This window comes from Dyadobacter koreensis, assembly GCF_900108855.1.
Taxonomy (GTDB): Bacteria; Bacteroidota; Bacteroidia; order Cytophagales; family Spirosomataceae; genus Dyadobacter; species Dyadobacter koreensis.
This window is the reverse complement of the sequence record NZ_FNXY01000004.1, coordinates 601,851-627,203: the sequence shown is the minus strand read 5'-3', so window position 1 is coordinate 627,203 and position 25,353 is coordinate 601,851. Positions and strand designations below refer to the sequence as shown.

At 41.8% G+C, this 25,353-nt stretch carries 19 protein-coding genes; 7 read left to right on the top strand and 12 right to left on the bottom strand.

Translation table 11 applies throughout. From position 1 onward, the window contains the following. Positions 1 to 7: 7 nt before the first annotated feature. Positions 8 to 3,232: a SusC/RagA family TonB-linked outer membrane protein gene (locus BMY70_RS14980; protein WP_090336211.1), complete on the bottom strand. Its 3,225-nt coding sequence runs from the start codon at positions 3,230 to 3,232 to the stop codon at positions 8 to 10. Positions 3,233 to 3,756: 524 nt separating this feature from the next. On the opposite strand from BMY70_RS14980, the gene BMY70_RS14975 reads away from it, so the two are divergent. Beyond that, on the top strand, positions 3,757 to 7,989 hold the full coding sequence (locus BMY70_RS14975; protein ID WP_090336209.1) for a hybrid sensor histidine kinase/response regulator transcription factor: 4,233 nt from the start codon (positions 3,757 to 3,759) through the stop codon (positions 7,987 to 7,989). A 37-nt stretch (positions 7,990 to 8,026) separates the two neighbouring features. Here BMY70_RS14975 and BMY70_RS14970 read toward each other — a convergent pair whose 3' ends face one another. Genes BMY70_RS14970 through fucP form a run of 3 tightly spaced genes read right to left on the bottom strand, consistent with a single transcriptional unit; the run spans position 8,027 to position 11,171 of the window. Beyond that, complete coding sequence (locus tag BMY70_RS14970; RefSeq protein ID WP_090336207.1) at positions 8,027 to 9,043, bottom strand: zinc-binding alcohol dehydrogenase family protein; 1,017 nt, start codon at positions 9,041 to 9,043, stop codon at positions 8,027 to 8,029. Positions 9,044 to 9,086: 43 nt separating this feature from the next. After that, positions 9,087 to 9,875 (bottom strand): SDR family oxidoreductase, encoded by a 789-nt coding sequence (locus BMY70_RS14965; RefSeq protein ID WP_090336205.1) that lies wholly within the window; start codon positions 9,873 to 9,875, stop codon positions 9,087 to 9,089. Positions 9,876 to 9,917: 42 nt separating this feature from the next. Next, positions 9,918 to 11,171 carry an L-fucose:H+ symporter permease gene (gene fucP, locus BMY70_RS14960; protein WP_090336203.1) on the bottom strand — a complete coding sequence of 418 codons (1,254 nt, stop codon included), beginning with the start codon at positions 11,169 to 11,171 and terminating at the stop codon, positions 9,918 to 9,920. A gap of 154 nt (positions 11,172 to 11,325) precedes the next feature. Between fucP and BMY70_RS14955 the strand changes: the two genes are divergently transcribed. Then, on the top strand, positions 11,326 to 12,201 hold the full coding sequence (locus BMY70_RS14955) for an AraC family transcriptional regulator (protein ID WP_090336200.1): 876 nt from the start codon (positions 11,326 to 11,328) through the stop codon (positions 12,199 to 12,201). Positions 12,202 to 12,344: 143 nt separating this feature from the next. Here BMY70_RS14955 and BMY70_RS14950 read toward each other — a convergent pair whose 3' ends face one another. The 3 genes from BMY70_RS14950 to BMY70_RS14940 form a co-directional block, all read right to left on the bottom strand. Continuing rightward, complete coding sequence (locus BMY70_RS14950) at positions 12,345 to 12,995, bottom strand: HD domain-containing protein (protein ID WP_090336197.1); 651 nt, start codon at positions 12,993 to 12,995, stop codon at positions 12,345 to 12,347. 90 nt (positions 12,996 to 13,085) lie between these two features. Then, complete coding sequence (locus BMY70_RS14945) at positions 13,086 to 13,955, bottom strand: helix-turn-helix domain-containing protein (RefSeq protein ID WP_090336195.1); 870 nt, start codon at positions 13,953 to 13,955, stop codon at positions 13,086 to 13,088. A gap of 12 nt (positions 13,956 to 13,967) precedes the next feature. Continuing rightward, positions 13,968 to 14,837 (bottom strand): tetratricopeptide repeat protein, encoded by an 870-nt coding sequence (locus BMY70_RS14940; protein ID WP_090336193.1) that lies wholly within the window; start codon positions 14,835 to 14,837, stop codon positions 13,968 to 13,970. Between the two features lie 290 nt (positions 14,838 to 15,127). Between BMY70_RS14940 and BMY70_RS14935 the strand changes: the two genes are divergently transcribed. After that, complete coding sequence (locus BMY70_RS14935) at positions 15,128 to 18,106, top strand: glycosyltransferase family 117 protein (RefSeq protein WP_090336191.1); 2,979 nt, start codon at positions 15,128 to 15,130, stop codon at positions 18,104 to 18,106. A 55-nt stretch (positions 18,107 to 18,161) separates the two neighbouring features. On the opposite strand, the gene BMY70_RS14930 is transcribed toward BMY70_RS14935, so the two are convergent. The 3 genes from BMY70_RS14930 to BMY70_RS14920 all read right to left on the bottom strand — a co-directional run bounded on the left by BMY70_RS14930 (position 18,162) and on the right by BMY70_RS14920 (position 20,802). Beyond that, positions 18,162 to 18,599 carry an SRPBCC family protein gene (locus tag BMY70_RS14930; RefSeq protein WP_229209616.1) on the bottom strand — a complete coding sequence of 146 codons (438 nt, stop codon included), beginning with the start codon at positions 18,597 to 18,599 and terminating at the stop codon, positions 18,162 to 18,164. Between the two features lie 223 nt (positions 18,600 to 18,822). Then, complete coding sequence (locus BMY70_RS14925) at positions 18,823 to 19,455, bottom strand: YiiX/YebB-like N1pC/P60 family cysteine hydrolase (RefSeq protein ID WP_090336186.1); 633 nt, start codon at positions 19,453 to 19,455, stop codon at positions 18,823 to 18,825. 21 nt (positions 19,456 to 19,476) lie between these two features. Next, positions 19,477 to 20,802: a cytochrome P450 gene (locus BMY70_RS14920; protein ID WP_090336559.1), complete on the bottom strand. Its 1,326-nt coding sequence runs from the start codon at positions 20,800 to 20,802 to the stop codon at positions 19,477 to 19,479. Positions 20,803 to 20,862: 60 nt separating this feature from the next. Here BMY70_RS14920 and BMY70_RS14915 point away from each other — a divergent pair, with 60 nt between their 5' ends. The 4 genes from BMY70_RS14915 to BMY70_RS14900 all read left to right on the top strand — a co-directional run bounded on the left by BMY70_RS14915 (position 20,863) and on the right by BMY70_RS14900 (position 23,006). Continuing rightward, on the top strand, positions 20,863 to 21,528 hold the full coding sequence (locus BMY70_RS14915; RefSeq protein ID WP_218148628.1) for a class I SAM-dependent methyltransferase: 666 nt from the start codon (positions 20,863 to 20,865) through the stop codon (positions 21,526 to 21,528). A 29-nt stretch (positions 21,529 to 21,557) separates the two neighbouring features. Further along, positions 21,558 to 21,773, top strand: a complete 216-nt coding sequence (locus BMY70_RS14910; RefSeq protein WP_090336183.1) for a hypothetical protein — start codon at positions 21,558 to 21,560, stop codon at positions 21,771 to 21,773. Then, positions 21,770 to 22,471 (top strand): helix-turn-helix domain-containing protein, encoded by a 702-nt coding sequence (locus tag BMY70_RS14905; protein ID WP_090336181.1) that lies wholly within the window; start codon positions 21,770 to 21,772, stop codon positions 22,469 to 22,471. Before BMY70_RS14910 ends, BMY70_RS14905 begins: the two co-directional genes overlap by 4 nt. 70 nt (positions 22,472 to 22,541) lie before the next feature. Next, entirely contained in the window at positions 22,542 to 23,006 is a 465-nt protein-coding gene (locus BMY70_RS14900; protein ID WP_090336179.1) for a hypothetical protein, read from the top strand. 202 nt (positions 23,007 to 23,208) lie between these two features. Here BMY70_RS14900 and BMY70_RS14895 read toward each other — a convergent pair whose 3' ends face one another. Beyond that, entirely contained in the window at positions 23,209 to 23,991 is a 783-nt protein-coding gene (locus BMY70_RS14895) for a hypothetical protein (protein WP_090336175.1), read from the bottom strand. A gap of 9 nt (positions 23,992 to 24,000) precedes the next feature. Then, on the bottom strand, positions 24,001 to 25,191 hold the full coding sequence (locus BMY70_RS14890; RefSeq protein ID WP_090336173.1) for an esterase: 1,191 nt from the start codon (positions 25,189 to 25,191) through the stop codon (positions 24,001 to 24,003). Positions 25,192 to 25,353 lie beyond the last annotated feature (162 nt).

Genomic DNA, 25,353 nt, shown 5'->3' with positions numbered 1-25,353 from the left:
TTCTATTTTAAAAAGTAACACTTAAACCAGCGGCATACACTTTCGACAAAGGATAGACACTTCCGCCTGAGCCACCATCAACTGTTTCCGGGTCAAACATTTTCGCCATTTTGGTTTTGGTAAACACATTCTCTCCAGATAAATAAACGCGAAGTTTTTGTATTCCGACTTTCTTTGTGACCATTGCAGGAATGGTATAGCCCAACTGGATATTTTTCAGACGGATGTACGATGCGTCTTGCAGATACCGGCTCTGAACCTGCTGATTTTTGCCACTTGTGAAATTTGGACGAGGATAATAGGAGTCTGTATTTACGCCAAGCGGATGATTTGGATCATTTCGGAAGTAATCCTCATGTTCAACCAAACCCGTCGAAAACCACATGTTGCTTGTAGTTCCCCAGAAAAAGTAACTTCCCTGCCAATAGTCTCGTTTCATCACGCCTTGTAAAAATCCGCGGAAATCAAATCCTTTCCAATCCAGATTAATGTCCAGTCCGACAGTATAACGGGCAGTATTGTTTCCGATAATTTTTTTGTCGCCCGGATCAGAGGTCGTATTTTTTCCCTGATCAATTTTTCCGTCACCGTTAACGTCGGCGTACATGATATCGCCGGCAGCCCATTGCGAACCAAAGAAGCTTTGTCCGCCTGTAAGCGTAGCCAGGTGGGCGTTCATTTCTTCCTGAGTTTTAGCGATGCCAATTGTTTCGTATCCCCAGATCGTACCCATTTTTTCGTTCTGTCTGTATGACAGTCCCAGGTCGCCAGTCTCGTTTGGATAACGCGTAATAGTTGTCTGATTGTCTGACAAAAGGAAGCGAAGATTGTAGCCCATACCATTTTTCAATCTGTCGTTCCAGGCTACTTCAAATTCAAACCCACTTGTTTTTAAGTCGGTATTATTCGTTCTTGGCACTGCTGTTCCAAGAATTGAAGGCAATGTCGGGGCAGGGCCGACCATGTTAAGGGTTTTGCGTAAAAACCAGTCAAAAGAACCTGTCAGACGGTTGTTAAACATTCCCCAGTCAAGTCCGATGTCATAACTTTTTATCGTTTCCCATGTAAGTGTAGAACTCACGAGGTTAGGAGCGCTCGCCGTGTTTGGTCTTGCGCCGCCGATCAGCCAGCTTCCGTCCGCAGTTCCGACAGGCATCGTCACATAAGTAGGGTAGAAGTCCGGGACGTTTTCTTGTGGTTTCTGATTTCCTAATTGTCCGTATGATGCACGGAATTTCATTGTATTTATAAAAGAAATATTATCCTCCCAGAATTTCTCCCTTGCCACATTCCAGCCTGCTGAAACGGATGGGAAAAAATTCCAGCGCGTGTCTGCACGGAAACGCGAAGAACCATCGTAGCGTAAATTTCCTTCGAGGAGATATTTGCCATCATAATCGTAGTTGATACGGCCGAAAAATCCAGCTGTTGCCCAGCGGTGGTAAATTCCTGATACTGCTGGTGCTACGATAAGACCGTTTGCGTCCGTTCCGTTGGTTGTTGCGAGGGTAGGAAGTCCGGGAACGATAATTCCATTTCGGGTTGCGCTCAGATCATGGTACTTGGTCAGTTCGGTCTGGAAACCACCCATCACTTTGAAAAAGTGCTTTTGAGCGATTGTGGTGCTATATTCAGAGTACAGGTTAGCGTTGAAATAGTTTTCCTTATAGCCATATTCATAAACTTCTGAATTACGGCCATACAAGTACGGATTTCCTGCCACGTCATAATTATATGTCCGTTGCGTATCATAGTGACGGAAATCATTGCGCGTCCGGTAGTTTATTTCAGCGAAACTTTTCCATCCCTTTACCGGCTCGAAAATCAACTGAAGCTGCTGATACAAATTGTCTTTCTGACTATTGTCCTTGCCACCATCGCGCATGCCCAATGCAGGAGAAGGCGAGCTGAATAGGAATCCGTTTGGATCATACAGCGGCAAAGTAGGCCAGCCTTGTCTGCCCAGATTTTCGTAAAACCCGTTGGTTAGCTGCGATGGACGTTTATAATCTTCACGGATAAAACGGCTGCTGTAATTCACAGAAACTTCGTCCGAAATTTTAGAATTAATTTTGGCAGTAAAACCATAACGGGTAAAATTATCCTGATTAAAAGACATCAGGCCTTGCTGGCCCATGTAGTTTCCGGAAATGTAGACCTGCGTTTTATCGCTGCCGCCACTTAAACTGAAATTGTGTTCCTGAGATAAGGTACGGTTACGGAACATTTCTTTGTACCAGTCTACATTGGCATTTCCGTATGCATACCCATCGGCCCAGACGTTTTTGTTATTTGGGTTAGGAATTATGCTCGTTGTAATTGTTCCAGCCTGGTAGTCTCTGATTCTTTGAAGATGTTCTGCATTGAAATGGGGAGCACTTCCACCGTTCTGTCCGGCATCATTAAAATACAGGGCGAAGGTATAGGAATCCATCATTTTTGGCATCAAAACTGCCTGAGTTGATCGGAAACTGTTATTATAATTTAATTGCAGCTTACCTGATTTTCCTCGTTTCGTGGTTACAAGAATTACTCCGAAAGCAGCGCGCGATCCGTACACCGCAGCGGCTGCCGCGTCTTTTAAAACAGATATACTTTCAATATCCTGTGGGTTAATTGAGTTCAGGGAACCTTCCATCCCGTCGACCATAATAAGCGGACTGGAAGAGGAATTGCCGATAGTTCCGGCTCCACGAATATTGATACTCGGATTGCTTTCCAGAGAACCATTGTTCTGCGAGATATTTAAGCCCGTCACCAAACCCTGTAAAGCCTGACTGGCGTTCCTTACAGGTCTGTTTTCGATTGCCTTCGAATCAATTGTTGCGACGGCTCCCGTTAGGTTCACTTTTTTCTGTGTACCAAAGCCAACAACTACGACCTCATCGAGATTGTTATCCTGATTGGATAAAGTCACCTCTAAAGAATATACGCCATTTACAGGTTTGCGTTCTGCCAGATTTATTTCTTGTGGGGTATAACCAATGAATGTAAAAACAAGAATTGAATTCTGTGGTACATCTAATTTATAAGCGCCGGAGCCATCGGAAATTGTTCCGGTGGAAGTTCCTTTTGCAACGACGCTCACGCCCGGTAATGGTCCTTGATTGTCCTTAATTATACCTTCAACTTTTATGGACTGTGCCAGCGCACTACTGCAATGGATCGTTAAAAGGAGAAAGGTAAGGGCCAGGCTTGCCTTTCTTAAAAATGTGGGTAATCTTCTTTTCATAATTATAACTTGGGTTAGAAATTTTAAAAATTGGTGCTGAATTCTTGGAGAATAATCTGACAGGCAGAAGTGGTTATTGTCATAGTTACACGATTGGATTGATGGTAATTTTGTCCTGGTTAATATGGATTTTTCTAATAATGGCTTTTTGGCAATGAAACGAAACGTGACCTTGGCGCATTTAAAGCTGAACAAGTTTCGGATGAATTTCCCCGAGATTTTCAGATAAGATTGACGGCTTTTCTGGATACACAGGAAATTTTGAATTCTGGCTTTTTGACAAACAATTACTTACTTTAAGGTACAATTACTGCATTGTTTTTATCTGTCAAATAATAATGTGAATAGTTCAAAATTAGGCAGATTGAATTATACAAAGCGGGTATTTTTCGTCAATAAGCGGGTAGAATTCGATGCTTTGAAATAAATTTTGGGTGCGAATCCTGAAAACTTGTAGTCGTGTTTAAAATGACTGAGATATTATCTTTTATAAATTTTAAAAGAATTGCTATTCGAAGATTTAGATGAGAGCGTGTGTAGTAAGACTAATATTAACGGTACTTTTTAGTGTCTCGATCCTGGTAAATAGTTGGGCGCAGGATACGGGCAAGTTCCGCTTTGAACACCTGACAGTAGACGATGGATTAGCACATAGCGATGCCATGGCCGTTGTTCAGGATAAGGAGGGATTTGTCTGGGTTGGGACAAATAATGGAATAAACCGGTACGATGGTTATGAGCTGAAAAAGTACGACCTCCCCAACGATAACTCAGAAGGGTTATCAAGCAACCGTATTCAGGCACTGCACGTTGATGTTCAGGGGCGGCTGTGGGCGGGAGCAGAAGGGTCGGGGCTTTATTTATATGATCAGGGAAAGGATTGTTTTACCGGGATAAGGGCACATGTACGTGCGGCTGAATTCGACCGGCTGCTTGCCCTGCTGACCTCAAACACTGTAAAATCCATCCATTCAGATTCAAAAGGGATATTATGGCTGGGCACCTACGATTTCGGGGTTTTTTCACTCGAATTTGATCAGAATAATTTTGTAAAAAATATTAAACAAATCAGTCTAGGGAAATCCGGAAAAACGAATTACACTGCCTGGCAAGTGTTTTCAGATAATGCAAACCGGATCTGGATCGCGACGCTGGGGGAAGGTTTATGGCTTTTCGAACCCGGTTTGAATCAAAAAACAGGAAAATTCGAACAAGCTGTAAAGATTTCTAACTTGCCTGAGACAGATATAAGGGCGCTTTACGAAGACAAGGCGGGAAAATTTTGGGTTGCGTCAGATAATGTTGTGTACCTGGCAAAACCTCAGACAAATGGCAAAATAGCTATTGATTTTCAGGCAATGCCGCACCGGTTTTATGGTATCCAGAGTCTATATACGGATACATACAACAGGATGTGGGTTCCGACAAATTTTGGTCTTCAGATGCTCGATAATGCTGTTGGGTTTATGGCAAGGCCCGATGCCTTTAAAATTCACTCATTTGTTCCGGTTGATAATGATCCGCACAGTATAAATTCCGGACGTGTCCACCAGATCGTTGAAGACTCATTCAACAATTTATGGCTTGCGGCGTCTTCGGGAGGTTTGAACAAATTGCATCTCAAACCGAAACTATTCCATAATCTGCGCTCACATTCTTCCACAGGTATCATGTCGCCTAACGATTACGTGAACGCGATATATAAAGACAATGCCCAAAATGTAATATGGATAGGCACAAGGAATGGATTTTCCAGGTATGATTTAAAATCAAAAACGTATAAAAATTACCTTAAAAGAAAGGTTGATGGTAATGTGGCAAGTATCGACATTGCATCTTTTCTGATTACTGAAAACATGGTTTGGGTCGGGACGCGATATAATGGTATATATATCCTGGACAGGAATAATCCCGAAAAGTTGTCTCGTTTGCCGGATCTGAAAGCCCAGAAATCTTGGTATGAAATGAGTATAGAGTCCATGATCCAGGATGAGAATAAAACAGTCTGGACTGCAACGTTTGGTGGGGGAATTCAACAGTTTGACAGTGAGGGAAACTATCTGCGGACATTCAATACCGGAAACTGTAAGCTTCCAACTAATTTGTTCACTTTTTTGCTATACGACAAAGAAACAGAAGTTGTCTGGGCCAGTACCAGGGATGCCGGGGTGCTTAAATTGAAGGAGGAAAATGGCAAACTGCTTGTGCTTAATCAGTTTAAATTTGACAATAATACCGTTAATAGCCTCAAAGTTAATTTTGCCTGGCCTTTGTTAAAGGATAAAAATGGCAATATCTGGATCGGAACGATCGGTGGTGGACTTCATAAACTGTCAAAAGTTAATGGTAAAGAGATTATTGAACGTTACCAGACTTGGGTGCCGGACAATGATATTGAAAGTCTCCTGATAGATAAGGCAGGAAATATCTGGATCGGAGGGGCTGGTTTGAGCAAATTTTCGCCTGACTCCAAAGCGGTTTTACATTATGATGTAAGCGATGGGCTGCAAAGTAATTCGTTCAAGGTTGGAGCTGCTTTTAACGCAGCGGATGGCACGATGTACTTTGGCGGTACGAAGGGTATTACTTATTTCAAACCGGAGGACATTTTATCAAATCCATCTCCTCCGCTCGTCAGAATTATCAATTTTAGGGTGCTGAGTAAAGGTCAGGCGAAAAATGGCGGAGAGATACATAGTTCCATGCAAACCAGGTCATTCTCTGACAAGGGGGGCGTCACCATCAAATCATCAGAAAATGACTTTTCGCTGGAGTTTGTCGGGCTGAATTATGTAAATCCACTGAAACAGCAGTATGCTTATTTCCTGGAGGGTTACAGCAACGAATGGATTCAGTTGCCAGCAGGGCAGCGCGTGGTCAGTTTTGCTAATTTGCCCGCTGGTGATTATACCTTCAAGGTTAGGGCAAACAACGGCGACGGGGTCTGGTCAAAACTTCCCGCTAGTCTCCGCCTGACTATTTTGCCGCCATGGTACAAAACCTGGTGGGCTTATATCGGGTATTCCCTGCTGTTTGTGGCTGCCTTTCTTTTGTATCGCAGGATCGCATTCAGTCAGTTGGAATTAAAAAACAGGATTGCGCTGGAAAAACTGAAATCAGAAAAGGAGAAAGAAATTGCCGAGTTGAAGATTAATTTTTTTACCAATGTTTCCCATGAGTTTCGTACTCCTCTGACACTTATTCTGGGCCCTATGGAAGAATTTATGACCTCAATTAATGAGTCAGATGCACTGAAGCAAAAAGTGGTCATGATGCACAGGCAGACGAAAAAACTCCTGGATCTTGTAAATCAACTGCTGAGCTTTCGAAAAATTGAATCGGGTTATGCACATTTATCAGCCAGCAAAAGAGCGATTAACAGCTTTCTGACTGAAATTTTCTTAATATTCAAAATGAAAGCGGATGAACGTAACCTCCATTACACGCTTGATCTGCCGGATGAAGAAGTGATGCCCTATTTTGATCCTGAAAAACTCGAAGTCCTGATAACAAATCTGCTTTCAAATGCATTCAAATATACTTCTGCGGGAGGAGAAATTCGTTTTTCTGCATCATTGAAAGGACACAATGAAAAGGATTCAGTCTGGCGGGATGGAAAGCTATTCGACAATTATCTGGAAATATCCGTGTCGGATAACGGACTCGGAATTAAACCTGAAGAGATCGGGAAAATTTTTGATCCATATTATCAAGCGTCGAATGCAGAAGCTATCCCTGGCAAAGGTACCGGGATTGGGCTGGCGCTGGTCAGGCAAATGGTGCAAAGCCACTCAGGAGAAATTGAGGTGAAAAGTATCTATGGACAGGGGGCATCATTCATTGTACGGCTCCCTCTCGGCAGGGGACATTTATCCGCACTGGATATCGTTGAAGAAAAGGCAGCCGCTGAATATGAAGTTGCGGACGTATATACGAAGCAAACACTTTTTCAGCCGGAAGAACAACGCTCTTCCAAGTCTCTGAAAATCATGATCGTAGAAGATCACGAGGACCTTCGGCAGTATTTGTATGATTTGTTTGAGGCTGATTATGAAGTTCTGACGGCCTCCGAAGGGCTGGAAGGCTGGGATAAGGTGGTCCAGCTTCAGCCCGATCTTGTTTTGAGCGACGTGATGATGCCAGGATTGAATGGCCTTGATCTTTGTAAAAGAATAAAAGAGAATCCTAAAACGCTTCATATTCCGGTACTTCTTTTGACAGCAAGAGCAGCGGCGGTTCAGGAATTGGAGGGTTTGGAGACAGGTGCAGACGATTATATTTCCAAACCTTTTAACCCCAGAATTTTACAGGCAAAGGTACACACTGTGTTACAAAACCGGCGGAAGCTTAGGACGTATTATCAAAGGCAAATTCTGCTTGAACCTTCTGATGTTACCATCCCCGACGAAGACAGAAGTTTTCTTGAAACTGCGATGAAAGTGGTGGAGGAAAATCTCACTAATCCTGACTTTAATGTGCAGGTTCTGGTGAGCGCAATGGGGATGAGCCAATCTGTCTTTTACAGAAAAATCAAGAACATTACCGGGCAGTCGGTTATCGAATTTATTAAAGATATCCGCCTGAAGAGAGCTGCGCAACTGCTGACAAATCCGAACGCCAGAATTTCGGAGATCGCGCTGATGGTCGGCATTGAGGATCCTAAAAATTTTCGTACATCATTTCAAAAACTTTACAACGTGTCTCCATCGCAATATGCAAAAGATCATAGAGCGAAAGGGGAAATTAATACGGTTTAACAACAGATGTCCGGCAAATTTGCCGGACATCTGCTGGTCAATTTATCGATACCATCGCTTTGATCACACCACTTTCCGGATCCAGCCAGCTCTCAAATTCATCCATCACCTCATCAAAACGAACTCTGTGTGTAATGTAATTAGTCGGCTCTATAAGTCCTTTTTTCATACTGCTGATCACGTGTTCAAAATCCTGACGCGTTGCATTCCGGCTGCTCATAAGTGTAGCTTCCCGCTTATGAAACTCCGGGTGACTAAAACTTATTTCTCCTTTTTGCAATCCGATCAGCGCATAAGTTCCGCCATGAGCCAGATAGGCAAATGCAGTATTGATTGCTCTTAAATTTCCTGTTGCGTCAATAATTACAGTGGGCATATCGCCGTTTGTCAGCTCGCTCAGTCTTTCCGGTACATTTTCCGTTACTGCATTTACAGTATGATTAACCCCAATTTTCTCCCGGCAAAACTGCAGCCTGGAGTCATTGATATCCAGGGCAATTACCGTCGCTCCAGCAATTCGGGCAAATTCCATTGTTCCTATTCCGATCGGACCTGCTCCCACGACCAGCACCACATCTCCTGGCTGAACGCCCGCACGCCGTACGCCGTGTGCACCTATTGCAAGTGGTTCAACCAAAGCTAATTCGTCAAAGCTAAGTCCGTCGCCATGCACCAGTGCATTTGATGGAATGGACAAATACTCCGCCATACCGCCATCAATGTGGACACCGGAAACTTTAATGCTGGTACAGCAATTTGGCTTTCCGGCACGGCAGGCAATACATTTTCCGCAGTTGAAATAGGGAACGAAGGTGACTGCTTCTCCAATTTCAAAGCCTGGGGCATCATCCATTTCAGCAATTTCTCCCGCCAGTTCATGCCCAAGAATTCGAGGGTAGCTGAAGAATGGTTGAGTTCCCTCAAAAGCATGCAAATCTGTTCCGCAAATACCAATTCTTTTGATTTTTAGAAGGGTATGTCCTGGCGATAAGACGGGTTTTTCAGTTTGCTGATATTCAAAATGTCCGGGAGTCGTGCAGACAAGCGTTTCCATTTTTGGATTGATAAATTAGAATAAAAAATTAAGGATTACCATGTCAGGAATTTGCCAGAGCTCTATCCAGGTGCACATAACCTCCGTCCACATATAGCAGTTGTCCCGTCGTATGGCTGGATTTTTCTGATAACAAAAATGCCGTTGTGTTGGCAATTTCCTCAGCCGTAGTCATCCGATTTTCCAAAGGAATATTGGCCACGATTGATTTCAATTTTTCTTCCGGATTTGGAAGTGTCTCAATCCAGCGCTCATATAACGGAGTCCAGCATTCGGCTACAACGATCGCGTTGACGCGGATACCATATTTCAGTAATTCAACCGCCCATTCCCTTGTAAGGGCATTTCTTCCACCATTTGCCGCAGCGTAAGCCGAAGTTCCGCCCTGCCCAGTGTCTGCTGTTTTTGAAGTAATATTGACGATAGAACCTTTGGATTCTTTTAAAGCCGGCAAGGCATAATGAGCCATCAGATAATAGTGTACCAGGTTTTTATGAAGCGAAGCTATAAAATTCTCGTAGTTTCCATTTTCCAGACTAACGCCGTCGTTGACGCCTGCATTGTTAACCAGGCCATCGATCCTGCCGAATTTTGCGAGAATTTGCTTTACCGCTTTTTCGGATTCCTCTGGCCGGGTAAGTTCCGCCGAAACCTGAAACGCCTGAAGACCTTTGGCTGTGATATTATCTACCACTGTTTGATTGTCTTTTTCATTTCTTCCAACGATCACAGGAACAGCACCTTCTGACGCGAGCACTTGCACAATACCTTCTCCGATACCTTTTGCTCCTCCTGTGACAATGATGATTTTATCTTTAAGTTTTAAGTCCATTTTGAATAGCTGATGGTAATTTTAAAAGTATGATAATGAATATTAGTGTGATACGCCAAGCGTAACATTTTTTACTGAACTATTTTTTAATGCAAAATACAAGACAACCAGGAAGCAGACAGCAGGAACGATGTAAGCGGTCTGAATTGAAGATTTATCAGAAACCCAACCCATAATCACAGGGAAAACCGCGCCTCCCACAATAGACATAATCACAAGTGAAGAACCGATTTTGGTTTTGGGCCCTAATCCGCGAATACTCAAAGCAAAAATTGTAGGGAACATGATCGACATAAAGAATTCTACCCCAACCAGAGCATATACAGAAACCATTCCTGAGGTTACTACGGCAACGATCAGAAGGGATACATTGAGCACACTATAAATGGCTAGCAAACGCGGTGGTGAAACAAAGCGCATCAGGTATGTTCCAATAAAACGTCCGATCATAAAACTTAGTAAAGCCCCAGACAATAAATAAGCGGCTGTTTTCTCATCAATTCCCGCAACTTTATCTGAAAATCGTATGAAAAAACTACTCACACAGACCTGACCGCCTACATAAAAAAATTGAGCGATCGTGCCGAGAATAAGATTTTTCTCTCCAAAAATAGAGCCTTTTGCCTGTTCTTCGCTTTCCGGTTCGTCAATGATTTCCGGAAGCTGGGTTTTCCAGATCAAAACGGCAACAATCAGTACAACGATTCCAATCACAAGGAAGGGGATCTGAACCGAACCCGCTTCTTCTGCCAGATAATCATTTAGTTGCTGCGAAGACATTGCCTGCTGTTCAGCCTCGGAAAGTGTTTTTCCAGACAAAATAAAGGCACCACCCATTAGCGGAGCAAGAAATGCAGCAAGGCCATTGAAGGATTGTGCAAAATTCAAACGCTGCGTGGATGTTTCAGCGTCTCCAAGAACCGTAATATATGGATTTGCTGCTGTTTCCAAAAGGGTCAGGCCACTGGCAATAATAAACAATGCGACCAGAAAAAATCCAAAATGTCGTAGCTCAGCGGCTGGGTAAAATAGAAATGTACCGAACGCAAAGAGTATCAGACCGAGGGTTATCCCGGCTTTGTAGCCGAATTTTTTCATGAAAAGTCCCGCTGGTAAAGCAATTAAAAAATAAGCAATATAGGATGCTGAATCGATCAGTGCAGACTGTACATCTGTTAACTGACAGGCTTTTTTCAAATGCGGAATTAAAATCGGATTCAGGTTCAGTGCAAAACCCCACAAAAAGAAAAGTGAAGTGATAAGAATGATAGCCAGACGGGTTTTGCGATCTGTCATACTTTATGATAGGTTAGTGGTTTTAGGAGTTTAAAATTAAACAATGCAAAGGAATTATATTTTATTATAAAGAATGGAATCGTATTTATCCAAGTAATAAGATATATTAACATGTTTTTCTTTTTGAAGTGTTATTAGGTGTATAAATCGCTCTATGAAACCGCAGCTGCTTAAAGTCCCGACCGCGCCCGCATACTCCTTTAGTGTGCGGCAGGATTACGTTCCCAATCTGAACAACCGCTGGCATTATCATCCCGAAGTTGAGTTGATCCATTTTCACAGAGGCTCCGGAACGCAGTTTGTAGGTGACAGTATAAAACGTTTTTCTGTGGATGATATCGTTTTAGTCGGCGCGAATGTACCACATTACTGGCGCGACGATGATGAAAATGTCTCATATAACAAAACGCAGCAGGCGTATTCAACAGTCGTTCATTTTACTGAAAATTTCTGGGGCGAGCGATTTTTGGAATTAGCAGAAAATAAGCCGTTGAAAATAATCCTGGATAAATCGCAGCGGGGATTAATGCTGACTGGCGAGCTTAAAAACCAGGTTGCCGGATTACTGGCCAAAATGCGTTTGGCCGAGGGACCGGATCGGATAATATTGCTGATGCAAAGCCTGCTTTCTATGGCCAAATCGGAAGAATTTATTTCGCTGTCTTCCGTTGGATTTCAGTATGATCTTTCTGAATCTGAAAACGACAGAATTAATTCGATTTATGAGTATACGTTATCAAACTTTAAACAAAAGATAAGTCTCGAAGAAATCGCGTCTGTGGCTGGTATGGTGCCCAATTCATTTTGCCGGTATTTCAAGGCAAGGACAGGAAAAACTTATTCACAGTTTTTGAATGAGATCAGGGTGGGGCATTGCTGTAAGTTGCTGATCGATAACAGTGTTAGCATCAAGCAGCTTGGCTTTGAAAGCGGCTTTATGAATTTTAGTTGCTTCCACAAGCGATTCAAAGAGGCAACCGGATTAAGTCCTCAGAATTACCGCCAGCTTTACACACATAAACATCCGTAATTGGTCTGAGCTGGGCCTTATTGTTTTGTGAGCTACCCAGCCCTTTGCCCGGGAATCAGCCAAAATCTGAGTCAAATGTCTATATCTCAAGGCAGCCCGTTTAATCTTAAACCACACGGGCTGCCTTTTTTAAAATCCGGAAATTATTCACTCCAAGGAGAATGGAGAATACAGTCACAGAAGTTTTTGCGGTGAAAGTTTGGTATCATATAAGCACATACGTCTGCCTTGATATTTCCGAAAGTAGTTTCGGTTTTGTGTTCAAACCCTGAAAAAAAAGTTGGGATAATATTCTTCTTGAAATTATTTCGAGGAAAAGCAGCAATAATTTCTTCCCGGTTTGGTCCACTCAGATTCTCATACCCTTCACCCATAACGTCCAGCCCGACACCTGAGTACATCAGCGCAACTTCGGGTTCCTTATGTTCAGCGATGCCAATTGTCGTATGCAGCGCGATCGTGTCCCAAACCAGTTGAAGTGATTCTTTCGGCAGGCCGTGAGTTTTCAAAAATTCCCGGGCAGCGTTTGCGCCATCAACTTCAAACCGCAGATCGGTACTGCTGTAATGCGGAACCAGCCCGAGGTCATGAAATACCGAACTCACATAAAGAAGTTCCGCGTCATATTTCAGCTTTTTTCTTTGGCCGTTCAGCGACGCAAATAGAAATACCCTGAGCGAGTGATTGTAAATAAATTCTGTTCCGTGTTCGAGTAAAAGCTCCGTTGCCTGGTTAGCAATCTGGCTATCAGGAATCGTAATTCCTGCAATGGATTTTAATCGGGTAATTGACATAATCAACGTAATTTAAATATTATTCGTGTTGTTGTTTTAAACACAAAATTAGATAAGCCACTTCGCAGAGAGAATGCCAAATACGGTCGATTACATGCCAATTTTTACAAAACCAGAACGATACTGCTGGGGAGATAACTGGGTATATTTTTTGAAAAAGTGACTGAACTGCTCTGCCGTAGCAAAGTCCAGGTCGAAGGCAATTTCCTTCACTGGCTTTTTGGTAAACTGCAAAGCTCTTTTTGCTTCCGTGATCAGTTGATTATTAATAATGTCTTTCGGACCTTTTCCATTATGTTGCTTACAAATTTCGGAGAGCTTTCTTGCAGAAATATTTAACTGACGCGCATATTCCGAAACACCATGGATTTCGTAATACTTCTTTGCGACAAGGTTAAGAAACTTGTTGTAAAGCTTATTATCAAAATCGTCAGCGGCTTCGCTCAGTAATTTATTCAGATTACCCGTTTTTATCATGATAATTTTCAGATAGGCTGCAAGCGCGTCTGGTTTGTTTATATAATCATCTCCGCAAAACTCAGTGAACAAAGTTTCGAATAGAAAAGAGAATTCAGGAAATTTTTCGGCGGGTATTTTTAAATTTTGATTGCCTGAGATGTTATTAAACAATATTGCCTTACAGTTATTGGCACTCGCTGGCGTTTTTTCCCAAAAACAATCACCAAAAATTAGTTCATAACCCGTCAGGACGCTAAACTTTTCAAAAGAGAAAACCTGGCCCTTGCCGATTAAAAACATTTCCTTGCCAGAGATCTCCAAAGCTCTGTCGTCAACATACAAAGTCCCGTTTCCTTCGCTAATCAGAAAAATACGGTTATAATCAGCTCTCAGAATCTCAGAATTTTCGATCGTTAGATTTTTCGATTGCCCTATGTAGAAGGAGTCTTTGATTTCTTTTTCGATCAGAATATCAATGTCAAACGTGTCGGCAGCTTCCATATATCAAAAAAATCAACCTGCATTTAAGGCCCTCTTGAAAAAACCGCCGATAAAACTTCCGGCGAAAGTAAGGATACAGCTGCCATATAGACTGAAATTTTCAAGTTCCTGCTGTCCTGAGCTTTCAGGTATTTTTGTAAAAAGAAAATAGCCGGCCAATAGAAGAATACATTGCGAGATAGCCAGAATCCATCCTCTTACGGGTTCAACAAAACCGATGGAAATCGCAGAAACCGCGGCAAGAAGGTAGGGCAGGTGAATACTTTCAGCATCTTTTATCGACAGGATTAAAATTACACTCGTTACAAAGATCAATAATGAATTTATGGCAAGGCGTTTGTCGACAAGAGGAGCTTTTGGTTGCGCGATACCAGGACCCTGAGCCAGTTTTTGTTTCAGAAAATCAGCTTCTTTTAAAAAGTCTTTCTGCGCTTCGATATCATTTCCCAGGGCCTGCTGCGTTTTCCCGCGCCAGTGATAAGGAACTTGATTTTGATCACCATCATACAAAACAGCATTGTCAAACGATTGCAACGCTTCAATATATAGTCGGCTTTCAAATTCCAGTTTGCCCTTTTCCAAATGAATTTCTGCCAATGTCCCATCATAACTCAGCCCCATGATCATGTCTTTGCGGGCTGCCGAACTGTCCCCGAGCGCTTTGTAACAAAGTCCACGGTACAGATACGCGAAGCTGGATTTTGGTTTAGCCTTAATTTTCGCATCAAAATAATCGAAAGCATTCTGGATCTGATTATCCTTATAAAGCTTTATTCCTTCTTGCAGGCCAGCAACCTCTTTTTCGGATCTGGTTCTCAGATCAGCGTAATTTCTGAGATAAAATATGTAGCCAAAAACAGCTAAGACCACTAAAAACTCCATAATAACAGTAATTATTGAAATAAAGCTATGCTCAATAAAATATCAAGTCCATTCTAATAATTCCAAAAATCTCTGAAAAGTGCCCGTAAATGCAAGTCATTGTTAAAGAAAGTTAAACCAAGATGCTGTGTCCCGACTGTTAACCTTTTTTAAGACAATAAATAGATGAGGACATTTTCCGAATATCTAGTTTTGGGGAGCTTATTTCTAACGCAACCATTTCATTATCAGCATAAATTTATAAGTAAAACTTATGCAGGGAGTATGGTTCCAAAACATCGCATGAGAAAATGATTACTTTTAACCGAATTAACAATCTGATTGGATGGCTCGTATTTGGTGTGGCTTTTCTGACCTACCGGCTCACCATCGAGCAAACCGCAAGTTTCTGGGACTGCGGGGAATTTATAGCCTGTGCATTTAAACTACAGGTTCCGCATCCGCCGGGCGCTCCGTTTTTCCTGCTGATCGGACGTCTTTTCTCAATGCTTGCCTTCGGTGATGTGCTCAAAGTAGCATTTTGGGTTAATATGGTTTCGGTCCTGTGCAGCGCGTTTACAATTCTTTTTCTTTTCTGGACAATCACTCTTCTTGTGAGAAAGCTGATTGATAAACCCGATGAAAAGCTGAATATCAGTGAAATAATTCTAACTGTGGGTGCCGGTATGGTTGGCGCTCTGGCATATACCTGGTCAGATTCTTTCTGGTTTTCAGCCGTCGAGGCGGAAGTTTATGCAATGTCTTCTTTTTTCACCGCGATTGTTATCTGGGCCGTTTTCAAATGGGAAAAAATTGAAGATGCTGGCGAGGGAAACCGCTGGTTGCTATTAATCGCTTATCTAACAGGAATTTCTATCGGTGTTCATTTATTAAACCTTGTTACGATTCCCGCTCTGGCGCTAGTTTATTATTATAAGAAATATCAGAAACCTACAATTATAGGTGCTCTGAAAGCTTTTGGTTGCGGTCTGCTGATTTTGGGATTCATTAATTCAGGTATCATTCCGGGATTACCCACACTTGCAGGAAAATTTGAGATATTTTTCGTGAATACGTTTGGATTGCCTTACAAATCCGGCATGTTAATTTTTATTGTCATTTTTCTCGGCTTGCTGGTTTGGTCTGTTCGCTATACTCATATACAGGGAAAGGCATTATTGAACACCGCCTTACTTTCTTTTGCGTTTGTGTTGATCGGTTACGCTTCTTATCTGACAGTGATGGTGCGATCCGAGTATAACACACCGATCAACGAAAATGACCCAAGCGATATTTTGAGTTTTGTTTCGTATTTAAAAAGAGAACAGTATGCAAGTCGGCCACTACTTTATGGGCCATCTTTTACCTCAAAACCGATAAGCCAGAAGAAGGAAGCGCCTGTCTATAAAAAGCAGGATGGTAAGTACGTTATACAGGATTACCGTTTCGACTATAATTATGAACCGGGAAGCAGCATGCTTTTTCCACGGTTGTACAGTAATCAGCCCGGCCATCCACAGTTATATCAGCAAATGACAGGTCTGGCAGAAGGGCAAAAACCAACGATGGCTCACAATTTGTCATTCCTGTTTTCACACCAGCTCGGGCATATGTACTGGCGTTATTTTCTTTGGAATTTTGCCGGCCGCGAAAGTGATGTGGAAGGTGCCGGCACAATGCTTCCATGGGACATTACCAAAACGTTCCCAGTTTCAATTTCTCAGAACAGAGCGCATAATAACTTTTTTATGTTACCATTATTTCTCGGTCTGGCCGGGCTGATGGTGTTGTATTTTAAAAACAAAAAGGATCTGCTGGTAACAGGTCTTCTGTTTTTGCTTACTGGCGTTGCACTTGTCATATACCTGAATTCACCGCCGGTGGAGCCTCGTGAACGTGATTATATTTATGTCGGCTCTTTTTATGTTTTCTGCATCTGGATCGGACTGGGTGTTGTCGCTGTCGCCGATGGAATTAAAAAAATAGCGGGTAGCAGTCCAAAAACCGCAGCCCTTGCGAGTGCGTTGAGTTTGATTGTTCCTTTAATCATGCTCGTCAAAGGCTGGGATAATCACGACCGAAGCAATCGTTATCATTCGGTGGATTTTGCAAGGAATATTCTCAGTTCCTGTGCGCCGAATGCTATTTTGTTTACGGGTGGTGATAATGATACTTTTCCACTATGGTATGTTCAGGAAGTCGAAGGATTCCGGACAGATGTTCGCGTATGTGTCCAAACTTTTCTGGGCGCAGATTGGTATATCAGGCAACTCATGCGAAAAACCAATAAATCGGAGGCACTTCCGTTCTCTCTCGATACAAATAATTACGCGTTTGGTAAAAATGAATATGTTCCATTTTATGAGATTCCGAGTGTTAAATCGGGTATCAACCTGAAAGAATATCTGGATCTGATCAAACACGAAAACAAAGCCATTCAGGGACCACTAACGAGCGGTGATATGGCTTCAATCCTGCCTTCGTCTATGCTTTTCCTTCCTGTTGATCTTAAAGAGGTTGGGAAAATGAACATTGTCAAAAAAGATTTCACTTCTTTGATGGCCGATTCTATGAGCTGGACGATCGGCAGAAAAGACCTTTATAAAAGTGATCTGGTGATGCTGGATATTATTGCGAGTAACAACTGGAAGCGACCGATTTATTTTTCGAGTACCATGGGTAGCTCCAACAATCTTGGTTTGAAAGAATACATGCAGCTCGAAGGATATGCTTACCGGCTTCTTCCGGTCAGGGTGCCGGGCGCAGACGACGGTTATGTCAATTCAGATCTGATGTATGATAACATGATGAATAAAATGGCCTGGCGGGAAGTTGACAATAAAAATACCTATTACGATAATACCTACCTTGGCTCACCCGTAGCAACTGCCAGAATCGCATTTCTACGACTTACTAATCAATTGTTGGCGGAAAATAAAAAAGAAAAGGCGAGAAAAGTTCTTGATAAGGCACTTGCTGTTATGCCCGACAACAGCATCCCTTACGACCAGATATCTTCAAATTTTATCGGACCTCTTTTCGAACTGGGCGAAAACAAAAGGGCTCTTGATACTGCCAGAGCAATGGCTCTGCGGGCCGATGAAAATCTTGCATTTGTTAAAAAAACGGATAACGCCGGAAATCGGGATATCAACACAGATCTTTACATTTTGCAAACGATAGTCAGAGAGTGCCGTCAGGCAAAACAGGATACGGCAGCTACGGAATATGAAGCGATTTTTAAAAAACATTTACTGGCTTTTAACCTTTACAGCAGCGAAGCTCAATGACAGTGAATTAAACCATGCCGGGGGCTTAAACCTGCATGGTTTTAATTATTAAAAACTACTCAACAAACTCCTTCAAAAGCTTACCGATAATTTCATTCCATCCGGCAGCAAAACTTTCACGTTTGAAGTCGCGCAGATCAGGAAATGATTCCAAGCCTTCGTGCGTAAGCCTTATTTTAGTTTTATTCCCTTCGGGAAATAGTTCAAATGTTACGAGCGAATCTCCCGGATAATCATCATACCGCCAGCTATATGCAAGTTTCCGGTGTGGCACGACATCTGTAACCACGCATTTATGAACATATTTCACTCCTTCATTTTCTGCTGTGAATTCAAATGCAAAACCAATTTCCGCTTTAAAATCTTGCAGTTGGAAATACCACTTTTTCATTTTTTCGTTATCGGTAATCGCCTGCCATACTTCAGCCGCGGGTGCCTCATATACCCTTTCAATTACAAATGCCTCGTATTTTGGTTTTTGCGTTTCCATCATGTGAATTTGTAAAATGTTATATTGAAATGATTAAAAATCTTCCAGATTATCCAGATTTCTTACCAGCATTGCTGACATTTTTGGATCCGGTCTGATACTAGTCTGAGCTTTCCCAGATCTGCTCTTGTCTGTTTTTTCTGTCGATTTTCAATAAAATCTGTCTACTACTGGAAAAAAAAGAGGAATTATTTTTTCAGGGTATTCGGTATCAATCAACGTGAAGTCAGGGATTTAATATTCCGATCCTGGAAGATGTCGAAATTCCCCCCGGGTTAATGCCGGGCTTGGCCTCAGGTATTTCAATTCCCAGTTTTTTATAATATTCGACCCATACCGGAAAGAATTCACCGCTGCCTGGCTGCTTAAAGGTCATAGGTTCCAGAACAAAAAAATCCTTTCCACCATTTGCTTTTTTGAAGGCATCATAGATTAATTCGGAACAGTAATATTTCTTGTTATCGTACAAAAACTCATCGTCATATGGTATGCCTTTCTGTTGTAGAGCCCATGCCACCGCATCATCCGCAATTTGCATATATTTCGCCTTGACACGCCCAATCAACATAGGATTTTTCGTTCTTGCCATAAAAGCAGCGATCGGTGTCAGCTGTACTTCCTTACCAATTGCTTCGATAATAAAAATGCCATCTTGCTGAACGGAAACAAGTCCGATATGAGAAAAATGTCTTCCGCCGTAACTCCTGGTCACCTGTTCAATCGCATCACACAATGGACCACAGTCAAGGTCCTGAAAAATAAAATCGCCGGTTTTTAATTTAACATTTGGCAGGGTTTGAGCAGTTAATGTATTTAAATTCAGTAAGGTAATAAAGAGAATTAAAATGATTTTGTTCACAATACTATTATTTTGAATAAATTATTTGACGAATAATTTAATGCCGTTTGTAGATTTTAGGACTATCTGCGGATAAATTCCTATTGCGTGCTTCTGGTCGATCTCAAAGTCAAACCTTTTGATCAGTGCTGCAAGAATGAGCTGCATCTCCATCATTGCAAATTGCTGGCCGATACAAAGTCGCGGGCCCGCACCGAAAGGCAGATAATCGAATTTTCCGCGGTTTTTAACATGCTCGGTATTGAAATTTTCAGGATCAAAAATAAGCGGATTATTCCAGATATTAGGATTACGGTGTAATTCATAAATGGACATCATAACAGAAATTCCCTTCGGATATGCCTGCGACTCTACCTGATCATCACCGAGTGCCTCCCGGGTCATTGTCCAGGCCGGCGGATAAAGCCGCATACCTTCTTCGATCACCTGACGAGTGTAGGTCAGTTTCATAAGCTGATCAAAAGATGGAACGATATCAAATATTTCCGATTCTTTTCTCATTTTAGCCACGATTGAAGGCTGTCTGGCAAGTTCCAGAAGAAGCCAGCTTAACCCCGTTGCGGAAGTTTCGTGACCGGCGGCAAACATCGTAATGGCTTCGTCACGAATCTGCTGATCATTCATTTGCGCCCCGGTTTCCTCATCGAGACTATCCAGTAACAGTTGAAGCAAATCATTCCGACTTTCTCCGGAATTATGCCGCTCACGGATAAATTCGAACACAAGTTTATTGAAATATTCAAGATCTCTTTTAAACCTACTTTTTTCGCCATTGACAATCATAAGCGGAATCCGGTAAGGCCGTCTCACACGACTGACCAGATATTTCTGGGTACGGTTAACCTGATGATAAATCTGCATTTTGTCTTCATTGGAGATATTTCCGAACAAAGTTCTTAATGCTATATCAGCCGTTATGCCCATCATTTTAGCGTCAATATCAACCGGCTCCATTCCACGATATTGTTCCATTTCATCCAGAAAAGCTGCCGTTATCGTCCCCATCGTTACAAATAATTCCTGTAAACGCTCGCGATGAAAAGCGGGCTGAACAAGTCTGCGCTGCCTAAGCCAGAAGTCTCCCTCACTTGTCACGAGTCCATTGCCAAGTACAGGATTCAGCATTTTTGAGGAGCTGCCCTTTTTATAATTTTTGTTATTGGTAACAAGAATGTGCTTGAAAAAAGCAGGATCCCGGCTCACCAGAAACTCTCTGAAAAGTTTAAGACGAAATGTATCGCCGCAGGTATCAAAACCTTTTCTGATCGCGCTAAGAGGATCTTTTGCAAAGATAAACGGCGCCTGGATACCGAACCGCGCTATTTTAAATTCCGGGATTACTGACATCAGATTTTTTATTTCAGGTAAAATAATGAAAATTGTCGGCGAATAAAACAGTGATTGCAAGTGAAAAAAGAATGGAGCGAAGAAGAGTTGAAAGAAATTGCCAGGCAGCTAGGTAATCCTGATGGAGAAACAGGAATCAAAACGGGCGAACGTATGAATCTGAGCAACGGCAATATGATCCGTAAAGGTTTTGAATCACTCGCCATAAAGAATGACGAATATGTTTTGGAAATAGGGCCGGGCAATGGCTCACACATTGCTGAGATTCTTGATATAAGAGAAAATTTTAAATATTTCCGAGTGGATATTTCAGAAACGATGATCCGGGAAGCGAAGAAAATAAATCAGAAATTAATTGAAAAAGGCGATATCTCATTTTCGATTTCCGATGGAAATACTTTGCTGTTCTCTGATAATTCCTTCGATAAAATAGTTACAGTCAACACCGTATATTTCTGGCAAAATCCAGTTGCTTATGCAAAGGAAGTTTTACGGGTTTTAAAACAGAACGGAATATTTAGTCTGGTATTTTCAGATAAATGCTTCATGCAGCAATTGCCGTTTGCAAAGTTTGGATTCGAGCTTTATGACAAAGATATGGGTGCGGATCTGTTAAAAAATGCGGGTTTTAAAATCGTGGATACGATCGAAGAAATGGAAATCACACAAAATAATCTGGGTGAAGCTGTGCAGCGCCCGATCGTGATTATCCGGGCAACGAAATAAAGGATTCGTGCAAAGCTGGTTATGAAATTATGGCTGATTCTGAGAACATACGCGTTTATAATGCCAAATCATTTACAAGTAAATTTATGCCTTCTGACGGCTTAAAGGCTATTGTGAACGTTGAGAAGGATAATTTTTTTATTACCAGGCTGGAAGAAATGTATAAGCTTGTAACCCGAAATGTTCCGGCTTCCCGATCTACAATCAACAACTGCCTTTTTGTAACTGAAGGGAAGCATCCATGAAAATTGGCAGCGAGCAGTACAAAATTCACAAGAATGAAATGCTGCTGGTGCCGGCAGGCCAGGTATTTTCTTTTCAGACAGGTGATGTCAATAGAGGTTATATCTGCGGTTTTCATAATGATTTTTTACTGGGAAGGTTCGCAAAAACAGATCTTTGGAAAGACTTTGAATTTTTGAGGGTGTGGGGGAATCCAAGGATAAAACCTGACGTTCAGACAGCAGGATTTATTATAAATATTTTCGATCGTCTTTTAGTAGAATATGCTCAAAACGGTCTTCGAAATCAGGAAATTTATCAAGCCTATCTTCACGTGCTTTTCTGCGAAATGCAAAGTGTTTACGAGCCACTGTCGAGCGGCAATCTGGTATCCGCAGTAAGCATCACCAACAGGTTTAAGGAATTGATATTTTCTGGTATTAAAAGTAAACATTTGGTAACTGACTACGCAGCGATGCTGCATATCTCTCCAAATCATTTAAACAAAACAGTTAAGGCGATAACAGCGAAGTCTCCAACGAAATGGATTGACGAAGCGATATTGGCGGAAGCAAAGGTTTTACTATGTCAATCTCAACTTACCATCAGTGAAATAGCTGCAAATGTCGGCTTTGAAGATCAATCATGTTTTACCAGACTTTTCAGGAAATATGAAAATATGACGCCATCTGAATTTCGTAAAATGATTGAAACGTCCTGAAACTGCCCTTGTTTATCCTAACCCGACAAGATATTTTAAAGGATATTTGTAACTTAAAATTTTAGTCGGTATGTACCCTTATTTATTATTTTTCCACTCAATTTTCAGGTGGCTTGTCCTGATAAGCTTGTTTTATGCAGTAAGCCGAGCGCTGATAGGCTGGCTTGGAAAACGTCCATTTTCAAAGTCGGATAATACCATCCGTCATGTTACCGCAACGATTTCGCACGTTCAGCTTTCGATTGGATATGTCTTGTATTTTGAAAGCCCGATCGTCGCTTATTTTCGTTCGAATTACAGCGAAGCCGTGAAGCATTTTGATTTGAAATTCTTCGGATTAATCCACATTGCCTTGATGACAGTTGCGATTTTTGTAATAACCATCGGCTCGTCTCTGGCGAGGCGTCAGATATCGGATACGGAGAAATTCAAGAGGATGACGGTTTATTTTGCAGTTGCGCTTTTAATCATCCTTATGGCTATTCCATGGCCGTTTTCCCCACTTGCCAACCGACCTTATTATCGGTCATTTTAGCGTTATGATTAAATTTTAAACAAAAATTAGCATGTTTCGTATCGCTGCTCGAAGGTCTGTCGCTAATCGTACATATCGGAATTGCGGTTCCGCTTTAATACCTGTACATGGGAGGTATTACTTGCTTGTTTTATTCCATTCGGCACATTTTATGTAGATCATAAAATATTGAGCAGGATGGATAGAGCATGAAATAAAATGTTTATTTGGTGTATTTATACTCGAAATAACGGCCGGTAAATTGGTAATAGATAAATTTTCTGGTCACCTTTCCCGTTTCTGAAACGACAGGTATTTTGAGTATTTTAGTGGCCGGGCTATACCGGATCAGCTTTACGGGACGCTCGGGCCTGTCTGCAACAGAAATGAAATCAAATTCATAATCAATTTCATTCAGCGTACCTGAACCTGTTTTAAACAGCTGAAATTTAGGATTTAATTGTTGGTTTTCAATATTGAAAGCTTTGATTTTCTGATAAGAAATGCGACCGGATTCTATGATATTATAAACGGCCATGTATGCGTTTTTTCCATTGATGTTAACTTCAAATACTTCAAAAATCCAAGCCCCCGTTTCACCTTCTTCATGGACGTAACGGGGGCTGTCGGCAAAGACTTTGTTTTTGTCTTTGTATTGAAAAATATTGTCGTAAAAGTGCATCGAGCCGCCGGTCTGCAAGTCCCACGAATAAATTCGAAATTTTTTATCAGGAGAAGTAACGATAGTCACGCCTTCCAGTTTCGAAAATGGATAGTCGATCGATAGAGGGTTAGATTGGGTCAGTTTCAGAAGTTTCTTTTTGAATGAATTGTTCTCCTTATCCAGTGAATCGAATGCGTTTACCTTTGAGTTTTCATGGATTTTTTGGAACCAGTAATCCGCTCTTTTGATATTTTTCAGCAAGGCAAGTTCCTGCTCTTGCAGACTTTGTCCAAAGGAATGATTTATGCAAATCAGAAATAATAAAAGGTAAGTCACTTTCATTTCGGAAGGTTATTTTTTCTTCCACAAGTTCGGCAACAGTTTATCATTTAGCAAAAGTCTCCAAGTTCCCCAATCGTGCGCGCCTTCTCCACCTATAAAATATTCGTGCTTAATGTCATGTTTTTGAAGCGATTCATGCGTTGAAGCTGAGCGTTTTCCGACGTTTTCGTTAACCTCGCCACTGCCCAATCCAACCAGAAGATAATCAACTTTTTCTTTAACCTTTGGATCTGCAAAAAAGGCTGCGTTCAATTTTTCTGTCTCCATATCACCCGCGCTAAGAATTCCAAATGAGCTGAAAAGATCAAGATCATTCATTCCGACCATCTGCGTGTGCCGTCCGCCCATGGACAGCCCGGCAAGTGCACGACCTTTTGGCGTCCGAATTGTGCTGTACATTTTGTCGACAAAAGGAACAATTTGATTTCTAAGCTCTTTTTCAAAAAGCATGTAGGTTTTTTCAACATGCTTCGGATCGCTTCTATGTAATACCTGATTGTTGGGCATCGCAATAATCATCGGAACCATTTTTCCTTCTGCAAGTAAATTATCTGCAATGAAATTGGCACGCCCGTCGATTGTCCATCCGGACGCAAGTTCGCCACTACCGCCTAAGAGATATAGAACCGGATATTTTTTCTTTGAGTCGTAGCCCGGGGGCGTATAGATAAATATTTCCCGCTCTCCATTCAAAACGTCTGAGTGGTAAATGTGGCGTGTGACGCTTCCGTGCGCCACTTTTTTTGCGTCAAAAAATGCGGGGCCGTCTCCGTGAACGACTACGCTGCTATATCCAGGCTGATTTGAAGAACCTGTAATCGTATTATTAGGATCGACGATCGAAACGCCGTCGAGAATAAAACGGTATACATAAATGTTGGGTTTAACAGGTCCCACAGTAAGTGTCCAAATTCCATCATCACCTTTTTTAAAAGGAACAGGAGCTTTTGACTGCAAGGCCAGTAAAATTGGTCCACCAGATAACATCACCTGATTTGCTTCCGGTGCTTTCAGGCGAAAAGTGATCATATGATTATCCTGAACATCCGGAGAAACAATATTTCCTCCATAAGGAACCAGGTTTTCCGTATTCTTTTGCGGGTTCCAGTCCAGGTTTACATTTGCTTGCTGAGCGCGGGAAAAGGTGGCAGCTGCCAAAAAAATCATCGCGGGAAGCGCGTAAGAACGGTATAGTCGCATCTTAAAAACAGAAAGGTGAAAAGAATTAGTGACCTTATCAGAGCCATATCTTTGATAAAAGGTCTGCCTGTCCTGCTAAATACTCAAAACGAATGAACAAATTTTCAACACCAGGATTTGTCTGAAAATGACCTTCATATAGGTTGTAATTCACAAAAAGTT